The sequence below is a fragment of the Mycobacterium sp. 663a-19 genome, from assembly GCF_035616495.1.
Lineage (GTDB): Bacteria > Actinomycetota > Actinomycetes > Mycobacteriales > Mycobacteriaceae > Mycobacterium.
On the sequence record NZ_JAPJAV010000008.1, the window covers coordinates 205,433 to 218,298 of the forward strand.

Sequence of the window (12,866 nt, forward strand, 5' to 3'; positions counted from 1 at the left end):
AGACAACGGCGGTTGCGATAAGCGCGATTTCGGCGCCCGCCAGCAGCATCGTCGGATTCTTCATGTGACCAGCCTCTCGGTGCCGCCCGGCTACCGAACCCAACTTTTTCGCTGCCGCTATCTGCCGAAAGCCCCTATCCTGTCCTGATGAGCGCGGACTCGCAGGTGACGGACGTCGAAGTCGGCCTGCCCCGCCGGTCGGTGATCGAGCGGGCGTGGCGCGCGATCGGTCCCGGCGTGGAGGTGCTCAGCAGCGACGACGGCGGCCCGTTGAGCCGGACGGTCAAGCGCATCCTGGACCCGTTGGTGCTGCGGCTGCGATCGAACCCGCAGTATTCGGCCCCCGTGGTCGGCGCCGACACGGCCGCGGCGATGCATGAGCTGATCGTCGGCAACGCTCACCAATTGCGTTCCGCCGCAGCATGGTTCGGCACCCTGAAGCTCGAGCGCCGCAGGCAGCGGATCCGCACCGGCAACGCCCAGGAGCTGTACTTCCCGGTGTGCTTCGAGCTCGCGGTGACGAAAGGCCCACCGGCGCCGCAGGATCGCGAGACGGCGGCCGCGATACTCAGCGAAATTCACCTCGGCCGGGACCGCACCGCGATCGAGGTGCTGCATCAGTACGTGGCGAGCCCCGATGTCGTGGCCGCGCTGACCGAGCAGCTCGAACGGAGCTGGCGTGACGTGCGGGCGTCCGAAACGGCGACGGCGGCCGGCCCCTTCCTGAACGAGCTCGGCACCGCGCTCGGCCGCGCCGACGGCCACAGCGCCAAAGCGGCCCGCCAACGAGCCTGGTCAGCCGTCATCGCCGATCCGGCGCCGTACAACCTGGGCGCCCTGGCCCGCACCGAAACGGCCGCGCTACCCTGGTCGATCGTCGAACTTGGCCTGAGTTCGGTTGCACCGCAACGGAAACCACAAATCTCCGCCGGGTCCGACAGCGATCGCCCGCTGGGCCGCAGCGTGGTGGACCGGGTGCGCGCGACGTTGCGGCGCGCCCTGGACCGTGACGCGCTGCCCGACATCCCGCTGCTGTGCGAAGAGGAAGTCGACCGCGCCTGTGCGCCGTGGGGGTTGCTGTCCGAGGACAAGCAGGCCACGTTGGTGGCCGGCATCGAGGTCGCGGTCGAGCTGGCGCCCCTGGACCCGTCCGTGATGAGCCACTACGGGCTGGCGGCCCAGATTCAGGCCAGGCTGCGCAAGGAGGCGTACGTCTTGCACGCCCGGCGCTATCTCGCCGAGGGCGGGCCGATTCATCCGCGCCAGCAGCAGGTCGTCGACGACCTCGCCGCCTACGCGCAGCCATACCTGAGTCGGCTCTGGGCGCGGCTGCACGGGCGCGACGTTTGGCAGGAGCCCTGCGACGACATCGACGATGTGCGGTCGCTGCTGGAGGGTGTGGCGCGGTCGGTAAGTCTCGACCACCGGCAACGCATCAAGGCGATGCTGGAATTGCAGGTGGCCGGATGAGATTGGTTGCCGACGCCGGCCTTTGGCGAATCGGCCCCGCCGCCGCACCGACCCCGCTGACCGCGGTGCTGGAAGTCAGTGGCGCCGTGCTGTCCTGGACGGTCGACGATCCCGCCGGCGCCGCGTCGGCCCAGATCACCTTCACCGACCCGGCCCGCGCCGACTGGCTGTGGCGCATCCTCGGCGAGTCCGGGCACGTCGCGCTGGCCTCCGCGTTGGACGCTGCCGACACGGCCAGCCCACCGCACGAGCTCACCGGCGTCGACATCGTGCCCGGATCGATGGACCCGCTGCGGAGGCTGGCCATCGGGCACTGGCTGCGGCGCTGGTGGCCCGCCAGCCGGAACGACGGCATCGCCGGCCTGGACCGCGCGCTGCTGGACGTCGAGGTCGCGCTGCTGACGGTCGGGGCGCAGGGCTTCTTCACCGACGACACGCTGGATTCGGAGGTGACGCAGCTGCTCGCGCCGCACGCCCCCGCCCTGGCCGCGCACGTGACAAGCGGCGACCCGCGGATCGTCGACCTGGTGCGAGCGGGCGCCGGGATAGCCGACGAAGTCGGCATCGACGGCGCCGGGTGGCCGGAACTACATGCCGCCCTTGATGATTCGGGCGCGGCCCGGACGGCGGCGCTGGCCGAGCCGAGCGGGCGTCGCGACGATTACGCGCTGGCTGCCGGCGCCGACGCGGGACTCGGCGGCAAGGCGGCGATCGCAAGGGGCGTCGCCTCCGTCAGCTGGCGGGCGGTTCCCCCCGGAATCTTCGACGCCGGTGAGGACACCGTCGACTGGATCATCGAGGCCGACGAGACGGCGGCGGTCGCCGTCGTCCAAGCGGCGGTCATCGGGCCCGACCCGGCCACCGGCATCGGGGTGCGGCTGAGCTCGGGAGCCGTCGGCGGCGCCGGCGTGCTGCACACCGGCGGCCGCGCCACCCTCGCCCTGACCGACGCCCGGCAGCGACCGATGACCGAATCGGCGGCCTGGGACCACGATTGGACCGCCACCTCGGTGCTCGTCGGCGCCGAGCTGTCCGGCGGGACCGAGACGCGCGAAACCCGCGACCGGGTGCGTCGCTGGGTGCGGGCGCGGTTGGACCGCCCGGGTGACGACGCGTTCCTGGCCGAGATCCTGGCTTCCGAATCCGCCTATTAAAGATCCGGCTCAATTCCCTATGCTGAGCGAGTGCCAAACACCTATCGAGTCGTTCAATGGAACACCGGAAACGTCGGCAAGAGCTCACTGAAATCCATCGCCGACAACCCCACGCTTGAGTTGGTGGGGTGTTATGCCTGGTCGGCCGAGAAGGTCGGCCGCGACGCCGGCGAACTGGTCGGTATCGCGCCGCTGGGGATCGCGGCCACCAACGACGTCGACGCGCTGCTGGCGTGCAAGCCGGACTGCGTGGTCTACAACCCGATGTGGTTCGACGTCGACGAGCTGGTCCGCATCCTGTCGGCCGGGGTCAACGTGGTCACCACGGCCTCCTTCATCACCGGGCGCAACCTCGGCGACGGGCGCGACCGGCTGCTGCAGGCCTGCGAGAAGGGCGGCGCCACGCTCTTCGGGTCCGGCGTCAGCCCGGGCTTCGCCGAACTGCTGGCGATCGTGTCGGCGATGGTGTGCAACCGGATCGACAAGGTCACCGTCAACGAGGCCGCCGACACCACGTTCTACGACTCGCCCGACACCGAGAAGCCGGTCGGTTTCGGCCAGCCGATCGACCACCCCGAGCTGTCGCAGATGGCCGCCAAGGGGACCGCGATTTTCGGCGAGGCGGTCCAGCTGGTGGGCGACGCGCTCGGCGTCGAGCTCGACGAGGTGCGTTGCGTTGCCGAATTCGCGCAGACCACCGCGGACCTCGAAATGGCGTCCTGGACCATCCCCGCCGGATGCGTCGCGGGTGTCTACATCAGCTGGCAGGGCATCGTCGGCGGCAACACCGTGATCGACCTCAACGTCCGGTGGCGCAAGGGTCAGACGCTCGAGCCGGACTGGAAGATCGAGCAGGACGGCTGGGTCATCCAGATCGACGGGCAGCCGACGGTCACCACCAAGGTCGGCTTCCTGCCGCCGCCGTATTTCCAGGCCGAGACGATCGCCGACTTCATGGACCTCGGACACATCATGACCGCGATGCCCGCGATCAACGCGATCCCCGCCGTCGTCGCCGCGGCGCCGGGCATCGTCACCTACGCCGACCTTCCGCTGACCCTCCCGCGCGGCAACGTAAAGGTCTAAGCGCTTCCCGACGCCGCCACGTCCGAAACCGCCCGGCGCCGAGCGGGTTTGGCGTACGTCGCGCCCAGCTGCGGCACCTCGAGCGGACCCTGGTGACGCGCGGCCTCGATGGCGGAGCGCAGCGGACCGGCCAGGCCCGCGAACGATCCCATGTCGAACAGCCGTTGCGTCAGCAGCCGGTTGTGGACATAGCCGAACGAGCTGCCGGTGTCCGGGTCGGCCCATCCCAGCGTCCCGCCCAGGCCGACATGACCAAAACCCTTGAGCAGTCCGGGAACCGGCGATTCGTGGTAGCCGAGGTGAAAAGGCATGGGCACCACCATGTTCGCGTCCGGCCACTTGATCCGCGACTGGCCCGCCAGGCCGCGCGCCAACTCCTTGGACAGGTACTTCTTGCCGTCGATGCGACCCTCGTTGGCGAGCACCGCGTACATCTTGGCCAGGCCGCGCCCGGTCATCACGCCGTTGGCCGCCGGCACCTCGCCGTCCAGGAACGGGGTATCGCCCTTGACGAGGGATATGACCCCGGGGAAGTACATCGCGCCGAGGGCACCCGAGAACGGCAGGCCGGCCACCTTCGGCGCGATGAAGCTCATCACCGGGGTGCGGAACCGGCCCTGCGGCATCAGGATCTGCGCCGCCTTGGTGGGCGAGCCGGCGGGCGGACGGCCGAGATGCACGCCGTCGGTGTTGAGCGGGCGCGCGACCTCCTGACGGAACAACTCCCGCATGCCCTTTCCGGTCACCGCCCGGGCCAGACCGGACAGCAGCCACCCATAGGTCAGCGCGTGATACGCCTGCACGCCGCGCAGGTGGTCGACGGGCGCCTCCGCGAGGCGCTGCTCCATGAGCAGGTGATCCATCAGCTCGGTTTTGGTGACGCCGCGCAGATGCGACAAACCCGACCGATGGCGCAACACATCGCGAACCGTGATCGCGCCTTTCCCGTTGGCCGCGAACTCGGGCCAGTATTCGGCGACGGGTTCGTCATACGACAGCAGCCCGCGATCGGCGAGCCGGTGGATCACCGTCGACGCCACGCCCTTGGTCCCCGAGAACACCATCGCGCCCGTGTCCGCGGTCCACGGTTCCGTGCCCGCCCGGTCCGACCACCCCGTCCAGACGTCGACGACGGGCCGGCCGTCGATGTAGACGCAGAGGGCGCCCCCGCCCAGTCGCCGCCCGGGGAAGCGGTCGGCGAACAGCTTGACGACGTTCGCGAAATGCGGGTCGGCGGCGCCGGACACGCCGTGCGGCAGGCCGTCGCCGGTGAGCAGGGAGGTTGTCACCGCGCAGCGCCCCGACCAGTTGCCATCACGAGAATGAAGCTAGCAGCAGGGCACACCCCCGTTTGCCCGGCTTTGCAAAAAATGCCCCTCAGTCCGGCTGCTCCGGGCCTTCATCGGAACCCGGCGCCTTCGGCGGAGCGTCCCCCAGGAACTTCCTGAGCCGGAGCAGCTGATTGACCACCATGCCGATGCCCAGCAGCATCAGCGTCGCCACTATCGCCACCACAATCGCGGTGCTCACGAACTCCATGGTGACAGCGCACGGCAAACAACGCGGTTGAAAACGAGGCCTTCCGGCAATCCCTACCGCAATTAGCATCGAATACCAGGCAAGGGGCCTCGATGATGCGAAGCGGTGCGGTGATGGACGTCGTGAAGTTGATCGGCAAGCGGGTGCGCCGGGTCGGGGCGGCGGGAGCGCTCGCCGCTTCCGCGCTGCTCGGACCGCCCGGCCCGTCGGCGTCGGCCGACCCGTGCCCCGATGTCGAGGTCGTGTTCGCCCGCGGCACCGGCGAGCCACCCGGCGTCGGCAACTTCGGGCAGCAATTCGTCGATGCCCTGCGCGGGCGCGTCGGCGCGCGATCTTTCGGGGTGTATCCGGTCAACTACGAGGCCAGCACCGATTTCAGCAATCCCAATTTTCCGCTGACCGTGATCGCCGGGATTCGCGACGCCGGCTCTCACATCCAATCCATGGCCGCGAACTGCCCCAAGACCCGCGAGGTCCTCGGCGGATACTCGCAGGGCGCCGCCGTGGCCGGCTATGCCACCTCGGCCGCCGTACCGCCGGGGGTACCCGCTGATTTGGTGCCGAAGCCGATGTCGCCGGATATCGCGAACCACGTTGCCGCGGTGACACTGTTCGGGAAACCTTCCGACCAATGGCTGGCGCAGTATGGCGCGCCGCCGATCGCCATCGGGCCGCTGTACAAGCCCAAGACCCTTGAACTGTGCGCGCAGGGCGACCCCATTTGCGGTACCGGCAACGACAACGCCGCGCACGTCATGTATGGGGTGAACGGCATGACGGACCAAGCCGCGGACTTCGCTGCCGGTCATCTCTGATACCCCGGGCGCCCGCGGGAGGGCAACCGGTGCAGAATCGCACGATGCACGTTCTGATCACGGGCGGTACGGGATTCGTGGGCGGGTGGACCGCCAAGGTCATCGCCGACGCCGGACACTCCATCCGGTTTTTGGTGCGTAATCCCGATCGGCTGCAGACCTCGGTCGCCAAGCTGGGCGTCGACGTGTCGGACTTCGCCGTCGGGGACATCACCGACCGCGTCTCGGTGCGCGACGCGTTGCGCGGCTGCGACGCCGTCGTGCACAGCGCCGCCCTGGTGGCAACCGACCCGCGCCAGACCAACCAGATGCTGACCACGAACATGCAGGGCGCCCAGAACGTCCTCGGTCAATCCGTCGAGCTCGGCCTGGATCCGATCATCCACGTGTCGAGCTTCACCGCGCTGTTTCATCCCGGTCTGGAGGTGCTGACGGCGGACCTGCCGGTCGTCGGCGGGGCGGACGGCTACGGGACGTCGAAGGCGCAGGTCGAAATCTATGCCCGTGGCCTGCAGGACGCCGGGGCGCCGGTGAACATCACCTACCCCGGCATGGTTCTCGGCCCGCCGGTCGGCGACCAATTCGGCGAGGCCGGCGAGGGCGTCAGGGCGGCGTTGCAGATGCATGCGATCCCGGGGCGAAGCGCTGCGTGGTTGGTCGTCGACGTCCGCGACCTGGCCGCGTTGCACGCGGCGCTGCTGGAGCCGGGGCGCGGTCCGCGCCGCTACACCGCGGGCGGGCATCGCGTTCCGGCCGCCGAGCTGGCGAACATGCTCGGCCAGATCGCCGGCACGCCGATGGTTGCCGTCCCGATTCCGGACACCGCGCTGCGGGTGGCGGGCGCGGTGCTGGACCGGGCGGGGCGATTTCTGCCCTTCGACACCCCCTTCACCTCGGCGGGAATGCAGTACTACACCCAGATGCCGGCGTCCGACGATTCGCCGAGCGAGCGAGAACTCGGCATCACCTACCGAGATCCGGCGGCAACCGTCGCCGACACGTTCGCGGCCCTGCGCGGCTGAAGCCGGCTAAGGGACTTACGGCCGCGATAGCGGGGCACTAATCCCCTCGTCAACCGGGGGTCCGTGGCGAGAACATCGTTGTCACGGTTCGGATTCTCGAGCGCCCGGGAGATACCGCATGACCAAAACGATTCCACCCCTGGACCTTTCGTGGCTGCTGATCGAGACACCCGCCGGCACGACGCACGTCGGCGCGATGCTGCTGTTCAAGAAGCCGGCCGGCCACGCGGGCCTGGTGCGCGAGATCGTCGACGCGTATCGGGCATGCACCCCGGCGCCGCCGTTCAACTATGTCCCGGAGCTGCTCGGTCGGGGCGCACCCCATTTCCGGGAGGTGACGGACTGGGACCCGTATTACCACGTCGGGCACCTGGCCCTGCCCCCTCGCGCCTCCTACGACGACCTGTTGCGGCTCGTCGCCGATCTGCACGAACCACAGCTCGACCGTGACCGGCCGCTCTTTCGCTGCTGGGTGATCGACGGGGTGCCGGGCGGAATGTTCGCTATCTACACCAAGACCCATCACTGCGTCATCGACGGCGAATCGGGCCTCAAGCTGCTGTACGCGGGCCTGAGCGCGACCGACCGCCGCACCATCCCGGCGCCCGCCTTTGCGCTGGGCGCTCCGGAACCCGCGCCACACCCACCCGCGCCACTCACGGCGCGTATCGCCGATTCGATTCGCGGGGCCATCACCCAGGTCGAGGCGCTCAACCAGGTTTCGCTCGGCGCGCTGCGCAAGGTGCTCGCCGGTCTGTTGGGATCACATCTCGAGGGCAGCCTGCCGTTCGCGGCGCAGCACGCCCCGACCAACGCGCCGCTGAAGATCGGGCGAAGCTTCGCGACGCTGTCCCTGCCCCTCGACGAGATGCACGAGGTCGGCCGGCGCTTCGGGGCGACCCTGAACGACGTCGCGGTCACCGTGGTCGACGCGGGGCTGCACGCCTACCTACGGGAGACCGGCCGTGCCTTCGCGCACCCCTTCATTGCGATGTGCCCGGTGTCGCTGCGCGCCGACGGGGACACGGCGATCGGCACGCGCGTCTCGGCGATGTTCGCGCGGCTCGGCGAGCCCGACGCGAGCGTGTCGCAACGGATCCGCCAAGTGACGGACTCCGTCGCCACGTGCAAGAAGGAACTCGGCCGCCTGTCCAACGAGGCGGCGCTGACCTACGCGGCCGGGCTCGTCGCGCTGGCCGGCCTGGGGTCGTCCACACACCTGGACCGCGTCGCGCGCCCGGCGTGCAACCTCGTCGTGTCCAACGTGGCGGGCGCCAAGGAGACCCGATACCTCAACGGCGCACGCCTCGTTGGCATCTACCCGGTTTCGGCCCTCGCCGCCTCGATCGGGCTCAACGCCACCCTGGCGTCCTACCACGACAGCATGGACTTCGGTTTCGTCGGCAACAGCGCGGTGTTCGACGACATGACGATCCTCGCTCGCTGCGCGAGAGAGGCGTACGAAGAGCTGAAAGAGGCGGCGGGACTGCACCGATCACCGCGCCGCCTGGTAGTCGAGTAGCCAATTACCCTACTGAGCCCGATCGGCATGCGGGACACTCCAACCGCCAGTATTCGGAAAGGCCGGACGATGAGCGAATTTCGTGTTGGTGTGATGGACCCGATCGTTGCGTCTCGCCCGGCGGCCGACACGCTCACCCGAGCGCAGTACCTCAGTGCGGTCGCCAACCGCGCCGACTCGTTCTGGGTCCCCGACCACCTCAACCAATTGGTCCCGCGATCGCTGTGGACGCAGGAGTATTGCGGCGCAACGAAGATCGTGCCGAGGATCGACGCCAGCATGGAGCCGTGGACCATGCTCGGGCACCTCGCCGCCCGCAACCGGGTCGGCCGCGTGCGCCTCGGCGTTGGCGTGACGGACAGCGGTCGGCGCAACCCGGCCGTCACGGCGCAGGCGGCCGCGACCCTGCACCTGCTCACCCGTGGACGGGCGATCCTGGGTATCGGTCCCGGCGAACGCGAGGGAAACGAGCCCTACGGGGTCGACTGGTCGACGCCGGTCGCGCGGTTCGAGGAGGCGATGGCCACCATCCGAGCGCTGTGGGATTCCGGCGGCGAACTCGTCAACCGGGACTCGCCCTATTTCCCGCTGCGCAACGCGATATTCGATCTGCCGCCCTATCGGGGAAAGTGGCCCGAGATCTGGATCGGTGCGCACGGCCCGCGGATGCTGCGTATCGCGGGGCGCTACGGGGATGCCTATTTCCCCGGTTTCCCGCACCGGCCGGTGGACTACAAACAGCGGCTCGACGTGGTTCGGTCGGCCGCGTCCGACGCCGGCCGCGATCCGCTGTCCATCATCCCGGCGCTCGGGTTGTTTACCGTCACTGGTCGCACCCGCGACGACGTCGACGAGGCGCTCGACTCCGGACTGCTCCGCGCGTTCGGGCTCAACGCGTCCGATGAAATCTTCGCCCGTCACGGGGCGCGGCACCCGCTGGGCGCCGGCTTCGCCGGTGCCCAGGACCTAGTCCCGTACGGCATGGACGAGCAGACGGCCTCGTCTCACATGGCCGCCGTCCCGCCGTCGCTGCTGCGGGAAGTCCTGCTCAACGGAACTCCGGACGAGATCATCGACCAAGCCGCGGAGTGGCGCGATTGCGGGGTGCGCTACATCGTGCTGATCAATCTGAGCTTCTTCCAGCGCAGCCTGCGCAAGGGGCTGGCCGCGGTGGTGCCGTTCAACAAGATCGTCCGCGGCCTGAAGAAGCTCTGATCGGCAGTCACCGCCGTCCGCCCCGCCGCGAGAGTGCAACTACCGACGCCGCCTCTCGAGAAATGCGTTGTCAGTTGCACTCTCGCGGTGCTTAGGTAGCGGCCGAAATCGATTGGCTGACGGTGTAATTGTCGATTCCCTCGGTTCCGAGCTCACGGCCGTAGCCGCTGTTCTTGACGCCACCGAACGGCGCCGCCGGGTCCATGATGTAGCCCTCGTTGATACCGAAGGTCCCCGACCGCACCCGCGCCGCCACGCCGTAGCCGCGGTCGACGTCGGCGGTGAACACGGCCCCGGCCAGCCCGTACTCGGAGTCGTTGGCGATCCGTATCGCCTCGTCGTCGTCGCGGTAGGGGATGACGGTCAGCACCGGGCCGAAGATCTCCTCGCGCGCGATCCGCATGTCGTTGTTCGCGTCGCTGAACAGCGTCGGCCGCACGTACCAACCGGTGTCCAGGCCGTCGGGCATGTCGGCACCGCCGGTCACCAGGCGCGCGCCCTCGTTCTTGCCCGATTCGATGTAGCCGCGGACCCGCTCCTGCTGGCGCCGCGCCACCAGCGGGCCGAGCTGGGTGTCGGGATCCGCCGGGTCGCCCACCGTCATCGACTCCATCCCGGCCGCCAACGCGTCGACGAACGCGTCCTTGCGCGCCTCGGGCACCAGGATGCGGCTGAGCGCGTTGCACACCTGGCCGCTGTTGGCGAGGCTGGCCATCTGGATCGCGGGCGCGACGGCGGCGGGGTCGGCGTCGTCGAGCACGATGGCCGCCGACTTGCCGCCCAGTTCGAGGCTCACCTGCTTCGGCCCCCGGGCGCAGGCGAGGGCGACCTGTCGGCCCGCCGCCGTGGATCCGGTGAACGACACCTTGTCGACACCCGGGTGCCCGACCAGCTGTTCGCCGACATCGCGACCCCCGGGCACCACGTTCAGCACGCCGGGCGGCAGATCCGCCGCCGCGACCAGTTCGGCGAGCAGCTGCGCGTCGAGCACCGCCTCGGGTGCGGGCTTGAGCACCACCGCACAGCCGGCCAACAGCGCCGGCACCACCTTGCACACGGTGAGAAACTGCGGCATGTTCCACGGCACCACGGCGGCGACGACGCCCACCGGTTGCTTGACGATCCGAATGTCCTTGCCGTACAGCCCCGTTCGCTCCTGCTGCCACTCGTAGGTGCCGGCCAGGCCGCAGAACGCCGAGATCATGGCGAGGGGGAGGCGGACCTGCGCCCTCTTGGCGAAGCTGATGGGAGCGCCGATCTCGGCGCAGATCAGCTCGGCCATGTCGGCGCGCCACTCCTGGTAGATGCCGGCCAGCCGGGTGAGCGCCTCGATCCGCTCGGCGGGTTGCAGGCGTGGCCACGGCCCGCCGTCGAAGGCCGCCCGCGCCGCCTCGACGGCCCGGTTCACGTCCGTGGGTCCCGCGCAGGCCGCGTGGCCGATGACGGCCTCGGTGTGCGGGGAGATCACGGAGATGACGGCATCGGAATCCGGCGCGACCCACTTGCCGTCGATGAAAAGCTCGTCCCTGTCGTACATTTGGTCCCTCTCAGGTGTTACGACCGCCGTTGACGCCGAGGATCTGCCCGGTGATGTACCCGGCCTCCTCGGAGACGAAGAACGCGCACGCGGCCGCGATGTCCTCGGGCCGACCCACCCGTCGCACCGGGGTGCGATTGATGTGGTCCTCGACGGTTCCGCCGAGCAGGTGCCGACTCTCGGCGCTGCGCAGCATCGGGGTGTCGATGAACCCCGGCGGCACCGCGTTGACGGTGACCCCACTCGGCCCGTATTCGAGGGCAAGCGACTTGGTCAGGCCGTTCACCGCGGACTTCGCCGCCACGTAGTGGGCCATGAACGGCTGCCCGGAATGCGTGCTCGACGACGAGATGTTGACGATGCGTCCCCAGCCGGCCTCGACCATGTCGGGCAGCACCGCCTGGATGGTGTGGAAAACGCCGTTGAGGTTGACGTCGATCACCCTGGACCATTCCTGAAAGGACATGCCCAAGAACTTCTTGAAGCCCTCCACGCCGGCGGCGTTGACCAGCACCAGGATTGGGCCGAGTTCGTCGCGGATCGCCGATACCGCGGCGTCGACCTGCGCGCGGTCGGTGACGTCGGCGACGTGGCCGGACCCGTCGTCGGTGGGCGACCGGTCGATGACGGCCACGCGAAATCCGTCGCTGCGCAACCGTTCGGCGACGGCACGGCCGATGCCCGACGCACCGCCGGTCACCACCGCTGTCTTCGCGCTCAAGCCGCCCCTCCCAGTTTGCTGAGCGATCGCTCAGGCTTCACATGCCTATCACCCGGCGCGCGTGTCGGTCAAGCGGGAGCGGGGCCGCGCGTTCCTTGACCCGCCGTGACCTGGAATGCAAGCATGACGGGTACGCGATTTGGGCAATCGCTCAATGAAAGTAGGTTCATGACCGCACCACAACGCCGCAATGCGCGGGACTCCACCACTCGCGACATGCTGATCGCCGCGACGAGCCGGATCATGATCGAGGAGGGTTACGCCGCGGCCACGTCGCGCCGGGTGGCGGCCGAAGCCGGTGTCAAACCGGCGTTGGTGCACTACTACTTCCCCACGATGGACGAGCTGTACCTGGACGTGTTCCGGCGCGGCGCCGCCGCCTACCTCGAACGGCAAAAAAAGGCGTTGGCCTCCGACCGGCCGTTGCACGCGCTGTGGGACACCCTGATCGGGCCCAAGGACACCCGGCTGCTGCTGGAATTCATGGGCCTTGCCAACCATCGCAAGGAGATCAGGGCCGAGATTGCGGCGTGGCAGGAGCGCTGGCGTGAAATGCAAATCACCGCGCTGAACTTCGTCGTTCGCGAACATGGCCTTGACACAACGGAATTCCCGCCCGCGGGCATCGCGGTCGTCATCGCCTCGATCGGCCGCATGCTCATATTGGAGAAGGCGCTCGGCACTTCCGGCGGCCACGACGAGGCCGTCGCACTGGTCCACCGCTTCCTGGACCGATTCGAGATGCCGACTCCCGCGAGCAGACGCAAAAGCACCTGAATTCGGCA

General features: G+C 69.0%; 12 protein-coding genes. 8 read left to right on the plus strand and 4 right to left on the minus strand.

All coding sequences use genetic code 11. From position 1 onward, the window contains the following. Positions 1-147: 147 nt before the first annotated feature. The 3 genes from OQ968_RS16270 to OQ968_RS16280 are packed head-to-tail and all read left to right on the plus strand — an operon-like array spanning position 148 to position 3,710. On the plus strand, positions 148-1,470 hold the full coding sequence (locus tag OQ968_RS16270) for a hypothetical protein (RefSeq protein WP_324679617.1): 1,323 nt from the start codon (positions 148-150) through the stop codon (positions 1,468-1,470). Then, a complete protein-coding gene (locus OQ968_RS16275) occupies positions 1,467-2,624 on the plus strand; it encodes a hypothetical protein (protein WP_324679618.1) in 1,158 nt (385 codons plus the stop codon). The genes OQ968_RS16270 and OQ968_RS16275 overlap by 4 nt, the downstream gene beginning before the upstream one ends. Before the next feature lie 30 nt (positions 2,625-2,654). Next, complete coding sequence (locus tag OQ968_RS16280) at positions 2,655-3,710, plus strand: dihydrodipicolinate reductase (protein ID WP_324679619.1); 1,056 nt, start codon at positions 2,655-2,657, stop codon at positions 3,708-3,710. Here OQ968_RS16280 and OQ968_RS16285 read toward each other — a convergent pair. Together OQ968_RS16285 and OQ968_RS16290 are read right to left on the minus strand one after the other, a co-directional pair. After that, entirely contained in the window at positions 3,707-4,999 is a 1,293-nt protein-coding gene (locus tag OQ968_RS16285; protein ID WP_324679620.1) for a serine hydrolase domain-containing protein, read from the minus strand. The genes OQ968_RS16280 and OQ968_RS16285 overlap by 4 nt on opposite strands. An 88-nt stretch (positions 5,000-5,087) precedes the next feature. Continuing rightward, positions 5,088-5,240, minus strand: coding sequence for a hypothetical protein (locus OQ968_RS16290; RefSeq protein WP_324679804.1), 153 nt, complete (start codon positions 5,238-5,240; stop codon positions 5,088-5,090). A 122-nt stretch (positions 5,241-5,362) separates the two neighbouring features. Here OQ968_RS16290 and OQ968_RS16295 point away from each other — a divergent pair, with 122 nt between their 5' ends. The 4 genes from OQ968_RS16295 (at position 5,363) to OQ968_RS16310 (ending at position 9,823) form a co-directional block, all read left to right on the plus strand. After that, complete coding sequence (locus OQ968_RS16295) at positions 5,363-6,064, plus strand: cutinase family protein (RefSeq protein WP_324679787.1); 702 nt, start codon at positions 5,363-5,365, stop codon at positions 6,062-6,064. A 44-nt stretch (positions 6,065-6,108) separates the two neighbouring features. Further along, entirely contained in the window at positions 6,109-7,086 is a 978-nt protein-coding gene (locus tag OQ968_RS16300) for an SDR family NAD(P)-dependent oxidoreductase (protein WP_324679621.1), read from the plus strand. A 118-nt stretch (positions 7,087-7,204) separates the two neighbouring features. Beyond that, on the plus strand, positions 7,205-8,608 hold the full coding sequence (locus OQ968_RS16305) for a wax ester/triacylglycerol synthase family O-acyltransferase (RefSeq protein ID WP_324679623.1): 1,404 nt from the start codon (positions 7,205-7,207) through the stop codon (positions 8,606-8,608). Positions 8,609-8,677: 69 nt separating this feature from the next. Further along, a complete protein-coding gene (locus OQ968_RS16310) occupies positions 8,678-9,823 on the plus strand; it encodes an LLM class flavin-dependent oxidoreductase (RefSeq protein ID WP_324679624.1) in 1,146 nt (381 codons plus the stop codon). 91 nt (positions 9,824-9,914) lie between these two features. Here OQ968_RS16310 and OQ968_RS16315 read toward each other — a convergent pair whose 3' ends face one another. Continuing rightward, positions 9,915-11,360, minus strand: a complete 1,446-nt coding sequence (locus OQ968_RS16315) for an aldehyde dehydrogenase (RefSeq protein WP_324679625.1) — start codon at positions 11,358-11,360, stop codon at positions 9,915-9,917. A 10-nt stretch (positions 11,361-11,370) separates the two neighbouring features. After that, the gene (locus tag OQ968_RS16320; RefSeq protein WP_324679626.1) at positions 11,371-12,081 is read right to left on the minus strand and encodes an SDR family NAD(P)-dependent oxidoreductase; all 711 of its coding nucleotides are present in this window, start codon (positions 12,079-12,081) and stop codon (positions 11,371-11,373) included. A gap of 168 nt (positions 12,082-12,249) precedes the next feature. Between OQ968_RS16320 and OQ968_RS16325 the strand changes: the two genes are divergently transcribed. After that, positions 12,250-12,858 (plus strand): TetR/AcrR family transcriptional regulator, encoded by a 609-nt coding sequence (locus OQ968_RS16325; RefSeq protein ID WP_324679627.1) that lies wholly within the window; start codon positions 12,250-12,252, stop codon positions 12,856-12,858. Positions 12,859-12,866 lie beyond the last annotated feature (8 nt).